Genomic DNA, 23,544 nt, shown 5'->3' on the forward strand with positions numbered 1-23,544 from the left:
CGAGCGGCCATGCGCGGCGTCTAATTTGAGGGTGATTTGTGCGCACGAATTTGGCGATGTGTCAGCGCGCATCGCATCTACCAGCGGCTTTGAAATGCCTGTTCAAAGGCACAATTCAACTACCTGCGCGTATGTCCAGAATATGGAATGGAACACATCTCTCCGGCGCTTGGCTATGGTCTACTAGGCGTTTTTCCGCTCACGGAAATGCCACCCAAATTTGTCAGATTATTTTTTCTGTCAGATTGCGCGACAGATATGCCACGTGTCGTTCTTGCTACCTGCGCCAATGCATGTGACAAATTCGCTTTTATGTAAAGATTTGAGAATGTCAAACAATATCTAGGGGTTTTCTCACAAGCAGACCACAAGAGATTGTGTCATATTCATATCGCACACTAAACGCAGCCAATCAGGAGCTAGGTCCCTGGCGTGCCATGCGGTGCGTCTTTTTTTGGCCAAACCCCGCCTGCGGCTGTAGGCAACAACCAACTGGAGGATCAGATCATGAAGATCATTAAGCGAAACGGCTCAGAGGCAACATTCGACCTGAACAAGATCGAGAACGCCATCAAGGCCGCCAATGCCGAGGTCCCCACCGAAGAGAAGCTGACCGACCGCGAGGTAACCTTCGCATCGCTCAACGTCGAGGATGCCTGCAAGGCCTCCGGCCACACGGTCACCGTCGAGGAGATCCAGGACCTCGTCGAGGATCAGCTGATGGCGCTCGATCGCTTCGAGGTTGCACGCAAGTACATCATCTACCGCTACGTCCAGAACCAGAAGCGCCAGAAGAACACCACCGACGACAAGATCCTCTCGCTCATCGAGTCCAACAACGAAGAGGTCAAGCAGGAGAACTCCAACAAGAACCCCACCGTCGTCTCGGTCCAGCGCGACTACATGGCCGGCGAGGTCTCCAAGGACCTCGCGATGCGCGAGCTGCTGCCTGCCGAGGTCGTCGACGCCCACAACGAGGGCATCATCCACTTCCACGACGCTGACTACTTCGCGCAGCACATGCACAACTGCGACCTCGTGAATCTCGAGGACATGCTGCAGAACGGCACAGTCATCTCGGGCACCATGATCGAGAAGCCCCACTCCTTCTCGACCGCGTGCAACATCGCCACACAGATCATCGCCCAGGTCGCGTCCTGCCAGTACGGCGGACAGTCCATCTCGCTCGCCCACCTCGCTCCCTTCGTAGACATCTCGCGCAAGAAGATCCGTCGCCAGGTCTTCGCAGAGATGGAGGAGATCGACGCCCACCCCGGCACCGAGAAGATCGACCAGATCGTCGAGAAGCGTCTGCGCGACGAGGTCTCCCGCGGCGTCCAGACCATCCAGTACCAGGTCGTCACTCTCATGACCACCAACGGTCAGGCGCCCTTCATCACCGTCTTCATGTACCTCAACGAGGCCAAGAACGAGCAGGAGAAGAAGGACCTCGCCCTCGTAATCGAGGAGATGCTCAAGCAGCGCTACCAGGGCGTCAAGAACGAGGCCGGCGTCTGGATCACGCCCGCCTTCCCGAAGCTCATCTACGTGCTCGAGGAGGACAACGTCAGCGCCGACTCCCCGTATTTCTACCTCACCAAGCTCGCCGCCAAGTGCACCGCCAAGCGCATGGTCCCGGACTACATCTCTGAGAAGAAGATGAAGGAGTACAAGCTCTCGAAGGGCGAGACCGAGGGCGCGGGCGACGTCTACACCTGCATGGGATGCCGCTCCTTCCTGACCCCCGACCGTTCCGGCAACGGCTTCGACAACGTCGCCAACGCAAAGAACTGGGAGCCAGGCAAGCCCAAGTACTACGGTCGCTTCAACCAGGGCGTCGTCACCATCAACCTGCCCGACGTCGCGCTGTCCGCCGACGGCAACTTCGACAAGTTTTGGCAGATCTTCGACGAGCGCCTCGAGCTCTGCCACAAGGCCCTGCGCTGCCGCCACGAGCGCCTTCTGGGCACCACCTCTGACGCTGCCCCGATTCTCTGGCAGTACGGCGCCCTCGCACGCCTCGAGAAGGGCGAGAAGATCGACAAGCTCCTCTACGGCGGCTACTCCACCATCAGCTTGGGCTACGCGGGCCTCTACGAGTGCGTCAAGGCCATGACCGGCCACAGCCACACCGACCCCGAGGCAACCGACTTCGCGCTCTCCGTCATGCAGCACATGAACGACATGTGCGCCAAGTGGAAGGAGGCCGAGAACATCGACTACTCCCTCTACGGCACGCCGCTGGAGTCCACCACCTACAAGTTCGCCAAGGCCCTCCAGCGCCGTTTCGGCATCATCAAGGGCATCACGGACAAGGGCTACATCACCAACAGCTACCACGTCCACGTGACCGAGAAGATCGACGCCTTCACCAAGCTGCAGTTCGAGAGCAAGTTCCAGCGTCTCTCCCCCGGCGGCGCAATCTCCTACGTCGAGGTCCCCAACATGCAGGACAACCTCGAGGCCGTCATCAAGGTCATGCAGTTCATCTACGACAACATCATGTACGCCGAGCTCAACACCAAGAGCGACTACTGCCAGGTGTGCGGCTACGACGGCGAAATCAGGATCGTCGAGGATGACGGCAAGCTGGTCTGGGAGTGTCCCAACTGCCACAACCGCGACCAGTCCAAGATGAACGTCGCACGACGCACCTGCGGCTACATCGGCACCCAGTTCTGGAACCAGGGCCGTACGCAGGAGATCAAGGACCGCGTCCTTCACCTGTAAGAGCCAACGCAGAGAGAGCCGAGCCCTTCCGTGCTAGGATTACTTGCACCGCAAGAACCCATGCGCGGGAGGGCTCGGCTTTTTTGCGACCGTTACGACCGTTGCGCACAATCCGGCGCCGGCAAGGCACCGAGACCGAGCGCAACGCCCTTCTCGCAGGCCAGCGTCTTGGCGGAGCGCCGTCGCGCAGGGGACCCAGGGAGGCAAGCCATGAACTACGCAACCATCAAGTACTGCGACATCGCAAACGGCACGGGTGTGCGCACCTCGCTCTTCGTCAGCGGCTGCCGCCTGCACTGCCCCGGCTGCTTCAACTACGAGGCCTGGGACTTCGACGCGGGCGAGGAGTTCACGCCCGCAGTCGAGGATCAGATCGTCGAGAGTCTGCGCCCCGTCTATATCGACGGCCTCACCATCCTGGGCGGCGAACCCTTCGAGCCCGAGAACCAGGCGGGCCTGGTCGACTTCGTCGAGCGCGTGCGCACGGAGTTTCCCGAGAAGAGCATCTGGATGTTCTCGGGACACACCTGGGATCAGCTGACCCAGGGCAAGTGGCACACGGACGTCACCGACCGCATCCTGTCATGCGTCGACGTGCTCGTTGACGGACCGTGGCAGCAGCAGAACTACGACATCACCCTGCGGTTCCGTGGATCCTCCAACCAGCGCCTGATAGACATCCCCAGCACCCTCGAGGCGCACGCGGCAGGCGAGCTTGGGGGCAACGAGGTGATCCTCTGGGAGGACGACCCCGTCTTCAGCACCCACACGATGTAGGCGGCGAGGCCCTGCGGCCACGGAGTCGGTGAATCCGCCAAGGTCTTCAGAGCCCACACAACGTAGGCAACGAGGCCCCACGGAGCGTCCGCGGGCCTCGACCCTTATTACCACTGGTAGCCACCATATGAGTCGTACAGACGCTTGAATGCGGGCAGGCTCGTGCGAATGCACTCGTCAGACACGCAGTAGCTCAGGCGGAAGTAGCCCTTTGCGGCGAAGTCGTCGGAGCCGACCACGTAGAGCCGCTCCTCGTTCGCCGCACGCTCCTGAAAGGCGTCGTCATCCGGTTCGAGCGCACGCACCCACAGGTAGAACGCACCGTCGGGATGTACCACCTCGTAGCCGATCTTGGTCAGTCCGTCGAAGAGCAGAGCTCTCTTGCGCGCGTACTCCTCTACGGGGGCCGGCAGGTCGACGCAGCGCTCGATCACGCGGCAGAACAGGCTGTTGCAGATGGAGTTGACCACGCGCTGCGCACCCAGGATGGCATCGTAGACGCGCCCCGCGTGCCTCACCGTGCTTGGCACCCAAACGTAGCCCACGCGCTCGCCGGCAAGCGAGAGCGACTTGGACCAGCTGTAGCACACGATGGTGTTCTCGTAGTACTGCGCCACCCACGGACACTGCTTGCCGTCATACACGACCTCGCGATAGGGCTCGTCGGAAAGCAGGTAGATGGTCTGCCCCAGCTCCTTCGACTTGCGACGCAGGAGCTCGCCCAACTTCTTGAGGGACTCCTCCGTGTAGATGGCGCCCGTCGGGTTGTTGGGCGTGTTGATGATTACCATGCGCGTGGTGGGAACGATGGCGCGCTCGATGGCGTCCAGGTCCAGCTGAAAGGTCTCAGGCAGCGTCGGCACCTCGACGCAGCGGCAGTTCCACGCCTGGATGTACATGCGGTACTCGGCAAAGTAGGGAACGGGGACGATGACGTCCTCGCCGGCCGTGGTGACCGCCGCGATGGTCGAGGTGATGGCCCCCGCGCAGCCGCCGGTCATAGCGATCTCGCTGGCGCGGGCATGCGCGTTGAAGCGACGGTTGAGGTTTGCGGCAACGGCCTGGCGCGTGGTCAGCCAGCCGTTGTTGGGCGGATAGCCATGCACGTCAATCGGGTCATACTCCTCAAGCACCTCGCGGATGGCCTCGTTCACCTCGGGCGGCGCCGAGACGTAGGGATTGCCGATGGAGTAGTCCCAGAAGTCGGTCACTCCCTGTTGGCGCAGTTCGGTCGTCTGCTCGTAGACCGTCCTGATCGCAGACTTGCCCGCACCGTAGTCATACATCCTCGAGTCGACACCGTCAGCCATCCTGTCCCCTTCCGTCGGTCCCATCGGTTCCCTCTTCCGGTAGACAGTGTGGCAATCCGGCGTTACGCGCCGAAATATAAGTTGTTTCCTCTACGGTGACGAAGCGTTTCTCGTCTGCGTCATCTGTCGCGACCCAGCGAGAGACGCGATTCCCGCAGCCCATACCAAATGGAAGGCGTAGACTCATCAAAAAGGTGTCTACGAGAAGGACGTGCCAACATGCCCCACAGCAGCATCCTGGACGAAAGCCGAATCGACGAGGCCATCGCCGCTCGCCACTCGGTAAGGCAGTTCACGAGCAAGCCCATCGAGGGCGCGGTGCGCGAGCGACTCGAGGGGGCCGTGGCGTCCGTCAACGAGCAGGGCGGCCTGAACATCCAGCTAGCCTGCGACGAAGCCGAGGCCTTCTCGTCCTTCCTGAGCCACTACGGCAAGTTCGACAACGTCCGGAACTACCTCGCGCTCGTGGCCCCCAAGGACGGCGACGGGGCCGAGCTCTGCGGCTACTACGGCGAGCAGCTGGTCCTCCTGGCACAGCAGCTCGGGCTCAACAGCTGCTGGGTGGGCGGCACCTTCAGCAAGCGCAAGACGCGGTGCGCGGTAGCCAAGGGCCAGAGGCTGCTAGGCACCATCGCGCTAGGCTACGGCATCTCGCAGGGCACCCCCAGCAAGTCTAAGGGCATATCGGAGCTGTGCGCCACCCACGGGTTCGCGATGCCCGACTGGTTCCAGCGCGGCATGGAGGCCGCACGCCTGGCGCCGACCGCCTTCAACCGGCAGAGGTTCGTGTTCACCCTAAGCAAGGACCAGACCGAGGTAACGGCCAGCTCCGCCGGCGCCATGGCCGCGGTCAACCTGGGAATCGCGGAGTGCCACTTCGAGCTCGCCTCGGGCCACAGCGTCTCGGGCTCGGCGATGGAGCGCCGCAAGGCCTAGTCGGCACTGGCGGCCGACCCATATGCCGGCGCTGGCCGTCGGCGTTACCTGCCGGCGCGGGGGCCGGCTTCCTCCGCGTCGTCGGGCCCTAGGTCAAGAAAGAGCACGCGCGTCCCGTGTTCTCTCTGAAGCGTCACGAGGTCGTCCATCTGGACGAACATCGTCGCGGTGTTGACAAGTGGGTGCGCATCGATGCGCCGCCCCTTCAGGTTTCTGTCGTAAATCATGGTAACGGTGCGACCCTCGTCGTTCAGCACGCCCCAGGGAGTCACGCTTCCCGCGACGAGGCCCAGCATGGATACGAGGTCCTTCTCGCTGGCAAACGAGAGGCGCCTGCTGGGAATGCGAGCGGCGAGCGCCTTGAGGTCGACCCTCTGGTCCTCGTGGGCCGTAACCAGGTAGTAGTTGCGCTTCTTGTCGTCGCGCAGGAAGAGGTTCTTGGTGTGGGTCCCCAGCTCGGGGATGCCCACGGCGTCACCCTCGGCGACCGTGAATATCGCCTTGTGATGATAGACCTCATAGGGCACGCCCCGCTCGTCAAGCATCTGGTAGAGATCGTCCTCGGTCATGCTTCCTCCTTGTTCGGGGCAGGCGGGCGCGATCGGACCCGGACGTCCGTCCTAGGCGTCGATCAGCCCCAGACGGACGCAGGCGTTATAGATGCCGTCGTGGTCGACGTCGTCCGTTACGAAGCTCGCCATCTCCTTCACCTCGGGGTTGGCGTTGCCCAGCGCGACGGAGGTGCCCACGGCGTCGAGCATGCCGATGTCGTTGCCGCCGTCGCCAAAGGCCACGGCCTCCTCGGGAGAAATGCCGTACATCTCGAGCACGCGGCGCACCGCGCGGGCCTTGCCGCCGGCACGCGGGAAGACGTCCACGAAGTCGGGGTTCCAGCGCGTAAGCTTCACGTTCCTGCAGGCGCTGGTGAGCACCTCGGTCTCGCCCGTCGCCAGGTAGGCGTTGAGCTGGAAGATGTCGTTGTGCAGGGCCTCGTTGACGTCGCCCTCGGCAAAGCGCAGTCCGACCTGCCGCTCGACGCGCAGGACGCGCTCGGAGTGGCGGTTTACGTAGCAGCGGCCAGCCTCCATGAAGAGGCAGTCATAGAGCCCCCGGTTGACCTGCTCGACGACAGCCGCGATGTCGCCGGGGTCCATGGCCTCACGATAGAGAACCTCGTCGCGATTCAGGATGAACTGGCCGTTGAACAGGATGAAGGCCTCGAGGCTCTCGATGGGGATCTCGTCCACCTGATAGGGAGGTCGGCCCGTGGCCAAGAAGCACTTGACGCCCCTGCGCTTGAGCTCGTTCAGGGCGATCTGCGCAGAGTCGGGGATGTGGTGCGTCTTGAACGACAGCAGCGTACCGTCGGCATCAAAGAAGGCCGCCTTGATGGGGCGTTCGACATTCCAAAGTGGCATTAAGCACCCTCACTTCCGTCCAATTGAGACCGCTAGCCACGCTAGGCCACGCGGCTAGCGCGACACGTTGACAAGGTAGATCTGATGGAGCCCGCGCAGGGTCAGGGCGCCATCCAAGGTCGTCCGATGGGCAAGAAGGGCGGCGACCCAGGCCGCGTCGTCTCCCGTCAGGACGACGGGCGCCTCCTGCCCCAGTTCATCAAAGACCCGGTCGAGGAGGCCGTCGATACGGGCGGCCGACCCCAACACCACGCCGGCGCACATGGCGTCGCGCGTGCTCCTCGCAATGACCGACGAGGGCGCCTTGAGCTCGATGGAGGGAAGACGTGCCGCCGTCTGGGCAAGCGTGCGAGCCTCCAAAGGCATGCCCGGCGCGATGATGCCGCCCGCAAAGGCGCCCCTGGCATCGACCACCTCAATGTTGGCCGTCGTTCCCAGGTCGATGACCACGACCGGAGCGCCGTAGCGCCCGCGGGCGGACAGGGCGTCCGCGATTCGGTCCGGGCCGACCTCGGAGGGGTCGTTGTAGCACAGCCTGAGCCCCGTCTTGAGGCCCGGCCCCACGACCAGGGGCCGCGTCTTGCAGGAGCTGGCGAGCGCCTGGGTCCACGGGGCGACGAGCGTCGGGACCACGCAAGAGAGGATGGCGCCCAGGGGAGGCCGCGCGAAGCCTCGCGACTCGTGCCCTGCGTCGCGGGCTGCCTCGAGGTCCTGGGCCAGAACGGAGAGCACCTGCATGACCTGCATGCGAGCCTCGTCGGAGGTCAGCGCCTTTGGCGTCGTGAGCTCCCAGGTCCCCAGGGGCTCCGCCTCCTTATCTCCGTCGGAAGAGAACAGCCCGAAGCGCGTCGTCGTGTTGCCCACGTCGACGGTCAGGCAGCATAGCGGTCTCGTCATAAGTGCCAGCTCCGTTTCCTTACGCACTTCTCCCCCCATTGGTCAAAGGAGAGGTAGCTATACTGTAGCAAGTCTGACGCTCGTCCAGCGCCAGACGCAGGTAACCCGACTTCTCGGCCGCGGCATGAGCCGCCGCGCCAGGGGGAAGCGGATATACGCAAAGGAGACCATATGGACAACAGGAACGGCCGCGCCTCCTGGCGCGGGCAGCTGACGTTGCGCGGATCGATCGTCGGCGTACTTGGCTGCATCATCATCACGGCATCTTCCGCCTATACGGCGCTCAAGCTTGGGGCCCTGCCGTGGCCCATCGTGTTTGCGGCCGTAGTGTCGCTGTTCTTCCTCAAGCTGATGGGCAACGCCTCGCTCAACGAGGCCAACGTCACCCACACCATCATGTCGGCGGGAGCCATGGTCGCAGGCGGCCTTGCGTTCACCATCCCCGGCGCCTGGATGCTGGGACTCGCCGACGAGTTCGGCTGGCAGCAGATCTTCCTCGTAGCGCTCTGCGGAACCGTCTTGGGCCTGCTCAGCACCGCGCTCATCCATCGCCACTTCATCGTCGACGCCAAGCTTGAGTTCCCCACCGGAACCGCGGCCGCCGAGACCCTTCGCGCGACCGAGGCGGGCGGCAAGACCGGCACCCAGCTGTTCGCGTCGATGGGCATCGCAGGGCTCTACAGCCTGCTTCGCGACGGCCTGGGCATCATACCGACCATGCTGTGCACGCTGCCCATCCCCGGCGTGGCCTTTGGCATCTACAACTCGCCCATGATGCTCTCCATCGGCTTCCTGGTCGGCACCGGTGCCATGCTCTTCTGGATTGGCGGCGCGGTGTGCGCCAACTTCGGACTGATCGTCGGTGGCAGCGCCGCGGGCCTGTGGGACGTCGCAACCGCCCAGGGCATCGTGGCCAGCCTGGGCATGGGGCTCATGATGGGCTCCGGCGTCGCAACCGTCCTGAAGGACATCCTGCCCCAGGTCGCCGGCATCGTCCGCGGCCTGAGGAGCAGCTCCTCCGAGCAGGGTGAGGACGCACGCTCGCTCATGAGCGGCAGCGTCAGGACCGATGCGGGAATCCTGGGCGTGGGCGTCGCCGCCTGTGCGCTGCTGGCCTGCTTCGGGCTGGGCCTCTCCCCCGTCGCCTCCGTCGTGGTCGTCGCGCTCAGCTTCGTCACCACCATCATGAGCGCGCAGTCCTGCGGCCAGACCGGCATCGACCCCATGGAGATCTTCGGCCTGATCGTTCTTCTGGCCATCGCCGCCCTGGGCGAGTCCTCCCAGGTGAAGCTGTTCTTCGTAGCCGGCGTCGTCGCCGTCGCCTGCGGCCTTGCCGGTGACGTCATGAACGACTTCCGCGCCGGTCACCTGCTGGGCACCGACCCGCGCGCGCAGTGGCTTGGCCAGGCCCTGGGCGGCCTGGTGGGCGCCGCCGTCGCCGCGGCCGTCATGGTCGCCCTCGTGAGCGCCTACGGTCCGGACGCCTTCGGTCCGGGCAAGGACTTCGTGGCAGCCCAGTCCTCGGTCGTCGCCACGATGATATCGGGCATCCCCAGCATCCCCTGGTTCGTCGGCGGACTCGTCGCAGGCATCGCCCTGTACTGGGCCAAGATTCCGTCCATGATGATTGGCCTCGGCGTCTACCTGCCCTTCTACATGTCGTTCTCGAGCTTCCTGGGCGTCATCGTCAAGCTTGTCTTCGACAAGGTCGTCGCCGCACGTCGCAGCAGCATGACCGAAGAGCAGAAGGCGGCGGCAGCCGAGAGGGACAACGAGGCCGGGCTGGTCGTGGCCTCCGGCACCCTGGGCGGAGAGTCCATCGTCGGCGTCATCATAGCGTTCGTGGCCGTGTTCGCGAGCCTGGCCGGCTAACATCGGCGCCATGCGCAAACGAGAGGACCGCCCCGGCGAGCCGGGGCGGTCCTTTTGTCGCTCGCTATGATGCGGCGGAAGTCGGGAATCGACCGAACGGCAGGCCTCGCTATGCGCCGAAGCGCTCCAGCCCGGGAATGTGGCGCGAGAGGGAGAGCGCGATGCCGTCCTCGTTGTTGGAGAGCGTCACCTCGTTGGCAACAGCCTTGGTCTGCTCGACCGCGTTGCCCATGGCAACGCCGCAGCCAACGAGCTCGAGCATGGAGGTGTCGTTCTGCGCGTCGCCGAAGGCCATGGCGTCGCGCAGGCCGATGCCCAGCCTCTCGAACGCGCACATGATGGCATTGGCCTTGTCTATGCCACGTGCCGTGAACTCGAAGAAGAACGGGGCCGTGAACATGGAGCTGAGCTTGCCCGAGAAGGGCGCGGCCATCTGCTCGTGATGGGCCTGGAGGTAGGTGGGCTCGCCGGCCACGAGAATCTTGCTGGTCTCAAAGTCCGCGAACGCGGCAAGGTCGCCCTTCTCGCAAAGCAGGTAGTTGTTGGAGCGGGCCTCGTACTCGATGATGTTGTAGTAGGGGTCGGGAACGAAGTCCCTTCCAAGCGCGCAGCCAAAGACGTCAGTGGTGTAGATGTAGTCGCCGTGATAGAGCACGGGCCACACGTCGAAGCCCTTCATGTGGTCGAGCACCGCCCTCACGTCCGCGGCACCCATCGGACGCGAGAAGTAGGTCTCGCCCGTGGCGCAGTCCATCACCTGGGCGCCGTTGTAGCAGATGAAGACTCCGTGGTTGCGATACATGTCGAGCTCCTCGGCATAGCGACGCAGGCCACCGGCCGGGCGGCCGCTTGCCAGCATGAGGCGGACGCCCTGCTCTTGGGCGGCCAGGAGCGCCTCGCGGGTCTTGGGCGTAATCTCCTTGCGGTCGTTCGTGAGGGTTCCGTCGATGTCCAGAAGTATTGCCTTGATCATATGGTGTGTCCTACTCCTTCTTTTCGTACTCGAGCAGCCCGCCGTGGCCGCCCATGACCTGCCAGGAACCCGGTCCCAACAGTGCGAAAAGGTACTTTCGCTCGGTTCGCTCGAGCTCGGGGGCCGAGTCGACCGAGGTCATCAGGAAGGGCGACAGCAGGTTGAAGGCCCGCTGCGGCTTGGTCTGGCCATGAATGTTGATGAAGACGTCCCCCGAGACGCAGATGCGCTGGCCGCGCTCGATCAGCACGGTCTCGCCCCTCACGTGGCCTCCAGCGCCCTCCCACACCTCGAAGTGGAGCGGCCCGACATCCAGCCAGGCAGGGTCTCCCGTCGTCGAGCTGATCACGCGCGCGATGGGCTCCTCGGCGTCCTTGGGACGACGTCCCAGGCAGTGGAAGCCGCTCATCCAGGGGGACTCGTACCCCGTGATCATGTTGGTGATGGCCACGTAGGGCGCGTGGCTCGGGTTGCGCTCGCGCCAGTCCGGCTCGCCAGCGTGCTGGAAGCGGAAGTTGTCCATCACGTCGCCGACCGCGTGGACGCGGTCGAACAGGTCACAGCAACCTGCGTGGTCCACGTCCCCATGGGTCAGGAAGAGCTCGCGGCGTCGCTCGTCCCAGTCGGGAAAGAGCTCGCGCAGGGTCGCCTCGAACTCCGCGCGGAAGCACGAGTAGCCCGAGTCGATCGCGAAGATGGTATCCCCGCAGTCGAAGAGCCAGGTATTGCTGCCGCAGGGAGGCTCGATGAGCACGGAGGGCACGCCGCCGGCAGTCGAGAAGTGCGTGACGCGCCCGTTCTTGCGATACGCCTCCCCATGGCTGCCGCAGATGGCGTCGGCGAACTCCCTGAGGTAGGCGAAGGGCTTGTAGGGGTTGTTGGTGGTTCGCTCGAGGTTCTGGACGATGCGGTTGCTGTTGATCATGATGCTGCGGCACTGCTCTGAGTCCAGATCGAACATGGAGCCGATCTCGAGGGCGAAGTCGACGTAGAAAAGGTTGTTGTCCAGCACGTCGACCGTCTTGTCGTACCTGCGAAGGACGGTGGGGCAGATGGCGTTGGCCTCGTCCATAAAGGCGACGAAGTCCTTCTCGCCCTCGACGTAGAGACCCATGAGAACCGACTGCTCGCCGCCGTGGTCGACGCGCGCGTTGATGTAGCTGATGTTGTAGCCGTAGCGGTCAACGAGCTCGAGCATGGGGACCATCGACCCGGGATGCGAGTCCATGCGCGACTCGATCAGCCTGACGTCACCAACCGAGGCCCGCTCGGGATGCAGGCCACGACGGCTGAGCTCGGCCTCTGCGGCCTCTATCGCGGCCTCGGTGCCCTCCGCCTCGAGAAAGAAGGTGTGGACGTCAACCACCTTGTTGTAGTTGACGCGCAAGATGTCGAGATCAAGATCGCGGAACACGCGCGAGACCCCGAGAAACGACCCCGCCTTGTCGGGCAGTACGATGGCAAAGTTCTTCTTCATGTGGCGCTCCTCGTGGCACGCAAGAGTCATCCTTGCCACTTTAGCAAGACACGACACGCGCTACGCGCACGGTGGTCCCAACCATGTCAAGTACATGGGACGACAACATCTGATAGCCTGTACGAGCTGGTAATGAATTGGCGCGCGGACGCCCTTTTTTGCTGGGAGCACACATGGTACGCTTCATCCTTGTCGCAGAGACCGGTTCGGACATCACCCCCGAGGTCGCGAAAGACTTGGGCATCGAGATCGTCCCCATGCACGTCAACTTTGGCGGCCACGACCTCGATGACGGCAGCTTCCCGCCCGAGGACCTCTACGAGAACTACCGTCGCACCAAGGAGCTCCCGCACACCAGCGGTTCCACCCCACAGGACTTCACGCGCGCCTTCAACCGCATCCACGCCGAGCATCCCGAGGCCCAGGTGGTATACCTTGCCTACTCCTCCGTCACGACGGTGAGCTATGCCTCGGCGCTGGCCGCCGCAGAGGGGCGCGACTACGTCACCGCCATCGACACCAAGAGCGTCAGCGCCGGTCAGGGCATGGTCGTCACCAACACGGCACGCTGGCTCAAGGCAAACCCCGAGGCGACCCTCGACGAGCTCAAGGCCTTCGTGGATGACCAGGTGGCGCGCATCCGCATGTCGTTCATCCCCGGCGACCTCGAGTACCTGCGCGCCGGAGGCCGCCTGTCAAACATCGCCTTCCTAGGTGCCACGCTGCTGCGCATCAAGCCCACGGTGGAGATCCAGGATGGCAGGCTAGTCGCCACCGACAAGCGTCGCGGGTCGCGCCTCAAGTGCATCGTCGCCCTGACGCGCCACTTCCTCGAGGCCGAGCCCCTGGACGCCGGACGCATCAGCTTCATCTACTCCGTGGGCGACGCACCCGACCCCACCGAGCGCGAGGCCGTCGAGCAGCTGGCCCACGAGCACGGCTTCGAGAGGATCGAGTGGGTCAAGACCGGCTGCGTCATCGCGTCGCACTCCGGCCCTGGCGCCTTCGGCATCGTCGCCATGGCAAAGGGCGCGTAGGCAGCGGGCGGCCGGGCAACGCTAGGCGTCTCCGCGCTCCGTCCTGATCAGGCGGTTGAGCGCATTCACATAGGCCTTGGCGGACGAGACCACGATGTCGGTGTCGGAGCCACGACCCGAATAGACCGCGCCGCCGCTCGCCACGATGCGCACGGTCACCTCTCCGATGGCGTCGATGCCGCGCGTGACAGCCTTGACTACGAACTCATGAAGGTCACCGTGAACGGCGACGACCTGGTCGATGGCCTTGTATGCCGCATCAACGGGACCGGCCCCGGTCGCCGCAGCGACATGCTCTTCTCCGTTTTCATCGGTGATGCGCACGGTCGCCGTGGGCGTCGCCACGTCTCCGCAGACCACCTGAACGGAAGAGAGCGTATAGACCGCGCTAACGTCTCGCTCGCGCTCCTGCGCAAGCGAGTCGAGGTCCTCGTCGAACACTTCCTTCTTCTGGTCGGCCACCTCGAGGAAGCGACGGTAGACGCCCTCGAACTCCGTCTGGGGAAAGCTGTAGCCGAGCTCTGCCAGGCGATGCCTGAGAGCAGCGCGGCCGCTGCGAGCCGACAGAATGAGCTCCGAGCCCTGAGCGCCGACCTCGTCGGGGTCGATGACCTCGTAGGTGTCGCGGGCCTTCAGCACACCGTCCTGGTGGATGCCCGACGAGTGCGCGAAGGCATTCGCGCCCACGATGGCCTTGTTCGCCTGGACCTGCATGCCCGTGACGCGGCTCACGAGTCGCGATGCCTTCGTGAGCTCGGACGCGACGACGTCGGTGTGGGCGTCGAGCGCGTCCTCGTGCATCCGGAGCGCCATGACCACCTCTTCGAGGGCGGCATTGCCCGCGCGCTCTCCCAGTCCATTGATGGTGCACTCAACCTGCGTGGCGCCCTCCCTCACGCCGGCAAGCGCCAGCGAGGTCGCCATGCCGAGGTCGTTGTGCGTGTGCACGGCGATGATCACGTCCTCGATGCCGCGAACGTGCTCGCGAAGCCCCCTGATGCGTGCGGCAAACTCCTCGGGCAGCTGGCAGCCCGTCGTGTCGGGAATGTTCACCACGGTCGCGCCCGCCTCGACGGCCGCCTGAACGACCCGCTCAAGGAAGGACTGGTCCGCACGACCGGCGTCCTCTGCGTAGAACTGGACGTCCTCGACGTAGCGCTTGGCATAGGCGACGCTGCGCCGTGCGCGCTCCACGCACTCGTCCTCGCTGATGCGCAGCTTCTCGCGCAGGTGCTGGGGAGAAACGCCCAGTCCCGTGTGGATGCGCGGGCGGCTTGCGCCCCGCAGCGCCTCGGCGGCGCAGTCGATGTCCTTCTCGACCGCACGGGCCAGGGCGACCACGGCGGCGTCGTCTCCCGCGAGCTGACCGATTTTCTGAACCGAGCGGAAGTCGCCCGGCGACGAGATGGGAAAGCCAGCCTCGATCGCGTCGACGTGCAGGCGCAGCAGCTGTCGCGCGATGATGAGCTTGTCGTCGGTGTTCATCGACGCGCCGGGCGACTGCTCGCCGTCGCGCAGGGTGGTATCGAAAATGTAGACCTTACGACTCATGCAGCTAACCCCTTTGCTCGGCCCCGCGCGCGGCTGCAAGCGCGGCCGACACGAGCTCCAAAGACTTCGTTCCGCCCACATCCAGGCGAGACCCCATACTCACGCCCCAGGGGCGCAGGTCCTCGACAGCCGCAGCGACGTTGTCCGCGCCAAGGCCGCCCGACAGCATGAACGGGCGGCGCAGTCCCTCGATGAGCGACCAGTCGAACGCCTCGTCGCGCCTCCAGTCGCCGTCCAGCAGGACGAAGTCGGCCTTGCTCTCGTTCGCCTTGCGGATGTCGTCCGGCCCCGCCACCAAAAACGCCTGGACGATGGGCACGTCCACCAGCTCTCGCAGGAAAGTGATGTAGGGGTTCTCCTCGCTCCCGTGAAGCTCGACGACGTCGAGGACCTCGTCGGCAAGCTCGGCCACCAGCCCCAACGGCTGGTCGACGAAGACGCCGACGGCGGGGATGGTGGACTCCAGGTGTGAGACGAGGTTCCACAGCTGGTCGCGATCGACGCTCCATGGCACGCTGGGATAGTCGACCAGAAAGCCGCATAGGTCGGGCGCGGCCTCGTTGACCACATGGACCTCCTCCTCGCGCGACACGCCGCGCACCTCGGTGCGCAAATAGCCGCTCGACCCGTACAGGATGTCGTGCGTGACAATTGTGGTGATGCGTCGTCCCAGCATGCGACCCCTTTCTGCCTTCCTACACTTCTCCCCTTGCAAACGCCTCGATCATTCTGTTCGTCAGGCTGGACGTGTCCTCGTGCGTCTTTGGCAGGTCGTCGCGCGACCACCACTCGCCCAGGCGCAGTTCCTCCCCATCGACGTGAATCGAGGGGTCTCCCGCGACGTCGCAGAAGAACCCCGCGAGCAGCGAGTCCGTGAACGGCCAGGGCTGTGAGGCGTAGTAGCGTAGGTTACAGACGTCCAGGTCGACCTCCTCGCGCACCTCGCGCGCGACGGTCTGCTCGAGCGTCTCGCCCACCTCGCAGAAGCCCGCGACGAGCGCGTAGCGGTCATACCCGTGAGCGTACTTGGTCAGCAGCAGCTTGTCGCCGTTGGTGATGCCCACGATGACCGCGGGGTTCAGACGGGGATAGACGACGTTCTGGCAGGAGGGGCACGCGAGCTCGCGCGAGGTGGTCACGTGTCCCAGCTCTGCCCCGCAACGCCCGCAGTAGTGATTGAGCTCGTACCACCGGGCCAGCTGACGTGCCGTGATGGCGGCAAAGGCCAGGTGACGCGGCCGAAGGTAGCGCATGAGGTTCATCTGGGTGGGGACGAAGCCGGCACGGGAAAGCGCTGCCACGGCCGCTCCGAGCGGCTCGGTCCCCAGGCTGCCCTCGACCAGATAGAAACGCGTCCGGTCGATCGAGAAGAGCATGCGCGGAGCAAGCGTGCGTAGTGCCTGGACCGAAGTCCCTCTTGACCCGTCGTCCTTTGACGTATCGTCCAGCGCGCGCTCCCAGTCGCGCAGGGTCGGAAGGACGAGCCCCGCCTCGCCCTGGGAGGCGATCACCTGCCCGCGAGTCTCGCGGTCGCGGGAGAACGCCAGAAGGACGTCGTCCTCGCGAGGGGAATCCGGGATGTAGCCGTTGTCAAAGAGATGAGCTCCGATGTCTTGGATCATGTGCCCCCCACGTTACAGAATCTGTTGATAGACAGACTGTAGCGCGGGATACAGGCTGTGCCACACATCGTAATGACCTTGATAGAGAGAGCGGATCTTTAGGTTCGGCATGACCATGCGCGGACTCACCTTGACCAGGGCGTGGGCGCACTCCCCCACGTCCGGGTACAACCCGGCCGAGACCGCCGCCAGCATGGCCGCACCGAAGGCCGGCGCCTGCTCGGTCTGGGGAATCTGGAGCGGAATGCCCAGCACGTCTGCCACGATGGCGCGCCACAGCGGGCTCTTTGCGCCTCCGCCGCAGATGGTCGAGGCCAGCACCTCAACCTCCTCCTCGCGCGCCGCCCCCAGGCAGTCGCACAGCGCGTACGCCACGCCCTCGAGCACCGCCTGCGTCATGTCGGCCCTGGACGTGTCCATGCGCATCCCCACGAATGCCGCACGTGCCCGCGGGTCGTTATGAGGGGTCCGCTCGCCCATGAGGTAGGGCAGGAAGTAGACGTCGTTCTGCCCCAAGCGTCCACCCTGCACCAGCGCCTGCTCGGCCTCGTAGTCCGAGGCCTGAAGAATCTCGTCCATCCACCAGGCGTTGCAGCCGGCGCCCGTCAGGATGCAGCCCATCAGGTTGAAGCCGCCATCGGCCGAGCAGAAGCTGTGCAGCCGATTCCTCCCGTCGGTCAGGAAGCCCTCCGTCGTCATAAATATCGTACCTGCCGTGCCCATGACGATGTTGCAGCGGCCGGGCCCCACGGCACCCGTGCCCACGGCGGCGCTCGCGTTGTCGCCCGCACCCGCGCACACCCTCACGCCCTCGGGAAGCCCCAACTGACGCGCGATCTCGGGCAGGACCTCGCCGACAGTCTCCCAGCTCTCGAACAGCTGCGGCAGCTGGCACTCGCGCAGTCCGCAGACGCTCATCATCGGGCGGCTCCAACTGCGATTCCGCACGTCCAGAAGGAGCGTTCCGGAGGCATCGGTGCAGTCGGTCGAGGCGACGCCCGTCAGGCGTAAGTTGACGTAGTCCTTGGGCAGCATCACCTTTGCGATGCGCGAGAAGTTCACGGGCTCCTCCTCGCGAAGCCACAGCAGCTTGGGAGCGGTGAAGCCGGTGTAGGCGACGTTTCCGGTGTAGGACGCGACGGTCTTCACGCCGACCTCGCGATTCAGATAGTCGACCTGATAGCGCGTGCGGCTGTCGTTCCACAGGATGGCCGGGCGGATGACCTCGCCCTTCTCGTCCAGAACGACGAGACCGTGCATTTGGCCGCACGACCCAAGGGCAACGACCTGCGAGGCATCAAAACCCTCCAGCAGGCGCGGGATGCAGTCGCATACGGCATTCCACCAGAGTTCGGGGTCCTGCTCGCTCCATCCTGGCTCGGGAAAGGACGTGGGATACGAGGCGCGCTCTATGTTCAAAACCGCCCCGGCCTCGTTCATGAGCAAGCACTTGGTGGCGGACGTCCCGATGTCCAAGCCAATAAAGAGCATGAGCCCCTCCCGTCGCCCGGATCGTCAGACCTTTCCCATCGTAGCCCCACGCAGGCGGTACGCGACGAGGCTGCCTGCGAACGGCAGGAAATAGAGCGACCTAAAATGATTCATAAACATGTCGCCAGCATTTTGCCTCCGCTTCCCGAACTCACATTACCGCTGGAAAAATAAACAAAAGTCCTCAATCAGAACCACTTCGGAAAGAGTACTTTAGTTATAAACACGTTTGCTAATCGTTTTGTTCCAGGGAGTCCATCGTGAAGGTCGGAGTACGAGACATCAGTCGCAAGACGGGCTACTCGCCCGCCACCGTCTCCAACGCGCTCAACCGCAAGCGAGGCGTCAGCAAGGAGACGGCCGAGGCCATCCTTCAGGCAGCCCAGGAGCTTGGCTACCAAAGGCCCAGCAGGATAGACAGGATCCAGTTCATAGTCGCCCGCAAGAGCGGAAAGATTCTGGACGAGAGCGACTTCCACCCCGCCGTGGTCGACGGGGTCGAGCGCGAGGCCAAGGCAAACGGCCTGCCCACCAACTACATCACGGTCGACCTGAACGACCCGTCGGGGACCCAGCGCATGCGCCAGATGTGCCAGGACCCCTCCGGCGGCATCGTACTTCTGGGAACCGAGATGGACGAGGAGGACTACGCCCCGTTCTACGATTCGGTCGCGCCCCTCGTGGTGGTCGACGGCTGGTGTCAGCACAGCTTCATGGAGGCCATAGTCATCTCGAACGAGAGCTCGGCCTACCACGCCGTCCACTACCTCATCTCGAAGGGCCACAAGAAGATCGGCTACATCCAGGGAACCACGAGCATCCGCAACTTCCCGCTGCGCGAGCGCGGCTGCAAGCGCGCCCTCGAGGAGGCCGGTCTGAGCTTCGACGAGAAGTACCGCGTCAAGGTCGGCACGTCGCTGCGCACCGCCTACCAGGATGCCAAGTCGTGGATCGACACGAACCCCGAGCTGCCCACGGCGTTCTTCGCCGAGAACGACGTGCTGGCCTGCGGCGTCGAGCGCGCGCTCATCGAGGCGGGCTACCAGGTGCCCGAGGAGGTCTCGCTCGTCGGCTTCGACGACCTGCCGGCCGCCACCATCATGCTGCCCGCTCTCACGACCATCCACGTCCCCAAGCACGACATTGGCAAGATGGCCGTCCAGAAGCTCATCGAGCAGGTAAAGAACCCGCACGAGTTCACCTGCACCACGCACATCTCCACGACCTTCGTGGAGCGCGACAGCGTCTGCGAGAGGCACTAGCGGAGACGTCGGCAATGACGGCAGTGCCAAGGCGCGGAGACGGAAGGCGAGAAGGACTTCGCCGACCGACTCCGCGCCTTTTTTGATGCGTGGTCACATGAAAAGGGGAGCCCCCTCGGACCCCCCTCTCTTAGTCCCCCTCAATCGACCGGACGCCCACGGGCGAGCCGGCAGCGGCGTGTCGGGTGCGGTGTTCCTGTCAAGAGGCGCTACTCCTCGTTGTCGCCACCCGTCGAGGACATGGCCGCCGCGGAGTTGTCCTGCCCCACGACGTCGCGCCAGCACCACTCGGTGAAGCGGGGGTGGTCGTAGCCATTGGCGCAGGCGAACTCAAAGGCCTCCTGGCGGAAGGCGCGGTACTCGGCAATCTTGTCGGCGAACTCCTTTGCGTCGACCAGCTCGAGCGCATGGGCGGTCAGGGCGTAGCGGTCCATCTCGTTCAGGCGAAGCATGTCGAAGGGCGTCGTGGTGGAACCCTCCTCCATGTAGCCGTGAACGTGGAAGTTGTCATGGCCGGGGCGCTCGTAGATGAGGCCGTGAATCGTGTGGGCGTATGCGTGGAACGCGAAGAGTACGGGCACCTTGGTGCCGAAGAGCTCCGAGAACTCCTTGTCGGAAAGAGCCTCGTCGTTCTGACCCGCATTCTGGATCGAGAGCAGCTTGACGACGTTGACGAACTTCACCTTGAGGCCAAGGTCCTGAAGGGCGTCAGAGGTCGCGAGCATCTCGAGCGTGGGCACGTCGCCGCAGCAAGCGAGCACGATGTCGGGCTCTTCTCCCTTGGCCACATTGCCAGCCCAGTCCCAGGCCGCCGCGCCCTTCTGGAGCTCCTTCTGGGCGTCGTCAATTGTCTGGAAGGTTGGCGCGGGCTGCTTGCCGGCGAAGATGGCGTTGATCCTGTTGGTGGAGCGGTATGCCTCCTGGCCCACGCAGAGCAGCATGTTGGCATCGGCCGGATAGTAAATCTGGACGACGTGGTCGTTGTGGAAGTTCTTGTTGAGCAGCAGGTCCACGAAGCCGGGGTCCTGGTGGCTGAAGCCGTTGTGGTCCTGGCGCCAGACATGGCTGGAAAGCAGGATGTTGAGCGACGCAATGGGCTTGCGCCAGGGGATGTGCCGCACGGTTGCCTCAAGCCACTTGGCATGCTGGTTGACCATGGAGTCGACCACGTGGATGAACGACTCGTAGGAGCTCCAGACGCCATGGCGACCGGTCAGCAGGAAGCCCTCAAGAAGGCCCTCGCACTGGTGCTCGGAGAGTTGCTCGATGACCGAGCCGGTCGAGCTGAGGTAGGAGTCGTTCTCGGGATCGGCGTTGAAGCCGGCATCCCATTGCTTGTCGGTCAGGCGATAGGCCTCCTGCAGACGGTTGGACGCGGTCTCGTCAGGACCGAACACGCGGAAGTTGGTGAAGTTGAGCCTCATCACGTCCGCCGTGTACTGGCCGAAGACGCGCGACGCCTCGGTCATGCCGTAGCCGTGCCCCTTGCTGGCCACGTCGATCTCGTAGTCGTGGACATCGGGCAGCCTGAGGTCGTGGCGGAGCAGGCCGCCGTTGGCGTTGGGGTTGGCACCCAGGCGCAGGTCGCCCTCGGGCATGAACTCGGTAACCTCGGGGCGTAGGGAGCCGTCCCTATTCCAGAGCTCCTCGGGTTTATAGGAGCGGAGCCAGCCGCGCAGCACGCGGAAATGCTCGTGGGTGTCACGGGCGGACGCCAGGGGCACCTGGTGGGCACGCCAGGAGCCCTCGGTCTTCTTGCCGTCGATGTACTTGGGACAGGTCCAGCCCTTGGGCGTCTTGAAGACGATCATGGGGTAGGCGGGGCGCGCGGTCTCGCCGGCGAGGGCGCGCCACTTGATGTCACAGATCTCGTTGAAGACCTGCTCGAGCAGGGCCGCGAAGCGACGGTGGATCGAGATGGCGGGCTCGTCGTCGAAGCCGGCCACGAAGGTGTAGGGGTGGTAGCCCATGCCGCGGAAGAACTCGTTGCGCTCCTCATCGGAGATGCGGGCGAGGATGGTGGGGTTGGCAATCTTGTAGCCGTTGAGGTGCAGGACGGGCAGGACGATGCCGTCAGTCAGCGGGTTGACCAGCTTGTTGGTCTGCCACGACGTGGCAAGCGGTCCGGTCTCGGCCTCACCGTCGCCCACGACGGCGAAGGCGAGCAGGCTGGGGTTGTTGAGGACGGCGCCATAGGCGTGAGAGAGCGTGTAGCCAAGCTCGCCACCCTCGTGGATGGAGCCCGGAGTCTCGGGCGCGAAGTGGCTGGGGATGCCTCCGGGATAGGAGAACTGGCGGAAGAACTTCTGCAGGCCCGCCTCGTCGTCAGTGATGTCAGGGCGGATCTCGGCGTAGGTGCCATCCAGCTTGGACTGCGCGGTACCCGCGGGTCCGCCGTGGCCCGGCCCCATGAAGAAGACGACGCTCTGGCCATGGTCGTGGATGAAGCGGTTGACGTGGCCCATCAGGAAGTTCAGTCCCGGCGTCGTCCCCCAGTGCCCGACCAGGCGGTGCTTGACGTCCGCTCGGCCGAAGTCGCGCGTCTGACCCGTCTGCTCATCGACGAAGTCGCTTCGCATGAGCGGGTTGCTCCTCAGGTAGATCTGTCCGACGGACATGTAGTTGGCGGCACGCCAGTACTTGTCGACCCAAGCGATCTCCTCCTCGGGAACAGGCGCGTCGAGCTTCTTCCAGGGGGTACCCAGATCTTCAGCCATAACAGTCTCCCTCGACAAAACGTTTAGCAACTATTTTGGCACCATGTGCCACGTTCCAACAGCCCCTACGATAGGAAGTTACAAGAGGTCAATCAAGACAATTCGCCCAACGGTAGGTGTTTATCTGGTCGTTTACTAAACCAAATTAACCATTCGTGAATTACGTCAACAAATGACCTCTCTAAGATAGACAATGTGCAGATAAAATGCATTGTTTAGTAGCGTGCGAGCTTAACGAGAAGGGTTTCAGCCCCGCTTCTGTCCCACTCCTGAAGGACAAGGCGTTTTCACCCGTTTGCTAGGCACTTCTCCCCTCCATGCCTTGCGCCTATCCTTCAAGCGGCCCCACCGAAACGTCAGGCGAAATCGAGCCGGGGCGCCTATGGTGGAGGCAGCGACATTACGCGAAACGAATCGACGGGAGAAGCACATGTCACTTAGGACGAGCGTCTTTGGCGTGACCGAGAGCGGTCACGAAGCGCACCTGTTCACCCTCGAGAACTCCCACGGCATGCGGGTCGAGCTGACCGACCTGGGCGCATGCGTGGTCAGCGTTCGCGTACCCGACGCGCACGGGGGCCGTCCCGACGTCTGTCTGGGCTACGACGGCGTGCGTGGCTACGAGCACAACTCCGCGGACTTCGGCGCAATCGTGGGACGCTGTGCCAATCGCATTGCGGGTGCCTCGTTCGAGCTCTCGGGAACCACCTACCGCCTTGCGGCGAACGAGGGGCCCAACAGCCTCCACTCGGGCCCACACCTGTACTTCGAGCGCCTGTGGAAGGCAACCGGGACGACGGACGACTCGGTAGCCTTCAACCTCCTGAGCCGTCGCGGCGACCAGGGATTCCCCGGCGCCGTCGACGTCAACGTCACCTACACGCTCACCGAGGAGAACCAGCTGGGCATCCGCTACGAGGCGACACCCGACGACACGACGATCATCAACCTGACCTGCCATGCGTACTGGAACCTGAACGGGCACGCCTCGGGAAGCGTCCTTGGCCACGAGCTCCAGATCGAGTCGACCCACTACACGCCCGTCGATGAGCACCACATTCCCACGGGAGACGTCCTGCCCGTCGCCAGCACGCCCTACGACTTCATGACCCCCAAGGACCTGGGGGACGACATCGCGCTCGTTCCCGGGGGCTACGACACCAACTTCGTGCTCCAGAACGAGGAGCGGCTCGAGCGCGCGTGCACCCTGGTGGGAGAGCGTTCCGGCATCGCAATGGACGTCATCACCGACTCGCCAGCCCTGCAGGTCTACACCGCAGGCGGCCTTGACTGCATGGGAAAGGACGGCTGCCACTACGGGGACCACTGTGGCGTGGCGCTCGAGACGCAGTTCTACCCCGACGCGATCCACCACAAGGCCTGGCCGCAGCCCGTCTACGACGCCGGCCACGCCTTCCGCTTCACGACCGTCTTCGCTTTCAGGACCGCCTAGCCCAAGCGCGGGGCGCGACGC

At 64.1% G+C, this 23,544-nt stretch carries 18 protein-coding genes; 7 read left to right on the forward strand and 11 right to left on the reverse strand.

The genetic code is table 11. The features are described from left to right. Positions 1-507: 507 nt before the first annotated feature. Positions 508-2,730 (forward strand): anaerobic ribonucleoside-triphosphate reductase, encoded by a 2,223-nt coding sequence (gene nrdD, locus BMY31_RS04900; protein ID WP_091008873.1) that lies wholly within the window; start codon positions 508-510, stop codon positions 2,728-2,730. 210 nt (positions 2,731-2,940) lie between these two features. Then, entirely contained in the window at positions 2,941-3,507 is a 567-nt protein-coding gene (gene nrdG / locus BMY31_RS04905; protein ID WP_091008876.1) for an anaerobic ribonucleoside-triphosphate reductase activating protein, read from the forward strand. A 107-nt stretch (positions 3,508-3,614) separates the two neighbouring features. Here the strand turns inward: nrdG and BMY31_RS04910 are convergent, their stop codons facing one another. Continuing rightward, positions 3,615-4,817, reverse strand: coding sequence for a pyridoxal phosphate-dependent aminotransferase (locus tag BMY31_RS04910; RefSeq protein ID WP_180371363.1), 1,203 nt, complete (start codon positions 4,815-4,817; stop codon positions 3,615-3,617). Positions 4,818-5,036: 219 nt separating this feature from the next. Between BMY31_RS04910 and BMY31_RS04915 the strand changes: the two genes are divergently transcribed. After that, positions 5,037-5,753: a nitroreductase family protein gene (locus BMY31_RS04915; RefSeq protein ID WP_078687532.1), complete on the forward strand. Its 717-nt coding sequence runs from the start codon at positions 5,037-5,039 to the stop codon at positions 5,751-5,753. A gap of 44 nt (positions 5,754-5,797) precedes the next feature. Here BMY31_RS04915 and BMY31_RS04920 read toward each other — a convergent pair whose 3' ends face one another. Genes BMY31_RS04920 through BMY31_RS04930 form a run of 3 tightly spaced genes read right to left on the reverse strand, consistent with a single transcriptional unit; the run spans position 5,798 to position 8,068 of the window. Then, a complete protein-coding gene (locus tag BMY31_RS04920; protein WP_078687531.1) occupies positions 5,798-6,322 on the reverse strand; it encodes a prolyl-tRNA synthetase associated domain-containing protein in 525 nt (174 codons plus the stop codon). Positions 6,323-6,373: 51 nt separating this feature from the next. Further along, positions 6,374-7,171: a Cof-type HAD-IIB family hydrolase gene (locus BMY31_RS04925; protein WP_078687530.1), complete on the reverse strand. Its 798-nt coding sequence runs from the start codon at positions 7,169-7,171 to the stop codon at positions 6,374-6,376. A gap of 54 nt (positions 7,172-7,225) precedes the next feature. Then, positions 7,226-8,068, reverse strand: coding sequence for a type III pantothenate kinase (locus BMY31_RS04930; protein WP_091008882.1), 843 nt, complete (start codon positions 8,066-8,068; stop codon positions 7,226-7,228). Positions 8,069-8,239: 171 nt separating this feature from the next. Here BMY31_RS04930 and BMY31_RS04935 point away from each other — a divergent pair, with 171 nt between their 5' ends. Beyond that, complete coding sequence (locus BMY31_RS04935) at positions 8,240-9,940, forward strand: OPT/YSL family transporter (RefSeq protein WP_091008885.1); 1,701 nt, start codon at positions 8,240-8,242, stop codon at positions 9,938-9,940. A gap of 109 nt (positions 9,941-10,049) precedes the next feature. Here the strand turns inward: BMY31_RS04935 and BMY31_RS04940 are convergent, their stop codons facing one another. Next, a complete protein-coding gene (locus tag BMY31_RS04940; RefSeq protein ID WP_091008887.1) occupies positions 10,050-10,913 on the reverse strand; it encodes a Cof-type HAD-IIB family hydrolase in 864 nt (287 codons plus the stop codon). A 10-nt stretch (positions 10,914-10,923) separates the two neighbouring features. After that, positions 10,924-12,390, reverse strand: a complete 1,467-nt coding sequence (locus BMY31_RS04945) for an MBL fold metallo-hydrolase (RefSeq protein ID WP_091008890.1) — start codon at positions 12,388-12,390, stop codon at positions 10,924-10,926. 173 nt (positions 12,391-12,563) lie between these two features. Here BMY31_RS04945 and BMY31_RS04950 point away from each other — a divergent pair, with 173 nt between their 5' ends. Then, on the forward strand, positions 12,564-13,427 hold the full coding sequence (locus tag BMY31_RS04950) for a DegV family protein (RefSeq protein WP_091008893.1): 864 nt from the start codon (positions 12,564-12,566) through the stop codon (positions 13,425-13,427). A 21-nt stretch (positions 13,428-13,448) separates the two neighbouring features. Here BMY31_RS04950 and BMY31_RS04955 read toward each other — a convergent pair whose 3' ends face one another. Genes BMY31_RS04955 through xylB form a run of 4 tightly spaced genes read right to left on the reverse strand, consistent with a single transcriptional unit; the run spans position 13,449 to position 18,091 of the window. Beyond that, positions 13,449-14,978 (reverse strand): 2-isopropylmalate synthase, encoded by a 1,530-nt coding sequence (locus BMY31_RS04955; RefSeq protein WP_091008896.1) that lies wholly within the window; start codon positions 14,976-14,978, stop codon positions 13,449-13,451. A gap of 4 nt (positions 14,979-14,982) precedes the next feature. After that, positions 14,983-15,654: a phosphoribosylanthranilate isomerase gene (locus BMY31_RS04960; protein ID WP_078687523.1), complete on the reverse strand. Its 672-nt coding sequence runs from the start codon at positions 15,652-15,654 to the stop codon at positions 14,983-14,985. 19 nt (positions 15,655-15,673) lie between these two features. Beyond that, a complete protein-coding gene (nudC, locus tag BMY31_RS04965; RefSeq protein WP_091008899.1) occupies positions 15,674-16,600 on the reverse strand; it encodes an NAD(+) diphosphatase in 927 nt (308 codons plus the stop codon). 12 nt (positions 16,601-16,612) lie between these two features. Beyond that, complete coding sequence (xylB, locus tag BMY31_RS04970; RefSeq protein WP_091008902.1) at positions 16,613-18,091, reverse strand: xylulokinase; 1,479 nt, start codon at positions 18,089-18,091, stop codon at positions 16,613-16,615. Between the two features lie 260 nt (positions 18,092-18,351). Here xylB and BMY31_RS04975 point away from each other — a divergent pair, with 260 nt between their 5' ends. Then, on the forward strand, positions 18,352-19,353 hold the full coding sequence (locus tag BMY31_RS04975; RefSeq protein WP_078687520.1) for a LacI family DNA-binding transcriptional regulator: 1,002 nt from the start codon (positions 18,352-18,354) through the stop codon (positions 19,351-19,353). A 209-nt stretch (positions 19,354-19,562) separates the two neighbouring features. On the opposite strand, the gene BMY31_RS04980 is transcribed toward BMY31_RS04975, so the two are convergent. Then, a complete protein-coding gene (locus BMY31_RS04980) occupies positions 19,563-22,070 on the reverse strand; it encodes a phosphoketolase family protein (protein WP_078687519.1) in 2,508 nt (835 codons plus the stop codon). 430 nt (positions 22,071-22,500) lie between these two features. Between BMY31_RS04980 and BMY31_RS04985 the strand changes: the two genes are divergently transcribed. Continuing rightward, entirely contained in the window at positions 22,501-23,523 is a 1,023-nt protein-coding gene (locus BMY31_RS04985) for an aldose epimerase family protein (RefSeq protein WP_091008905.1), read from the forward strand. Positions 23,524-23,544 lie beyond the last annotated feature (21 nt).

It is taken from the genome of Parafannyhessea umbonata, from assembly GCF_900111255.1.
Lineage (GTDB): Bacteria > Actinomycetota > Coriobacteriia > Coriobacteriales > Atopobiaceae > Olsenella_J > Olsenella_J umbonata_A.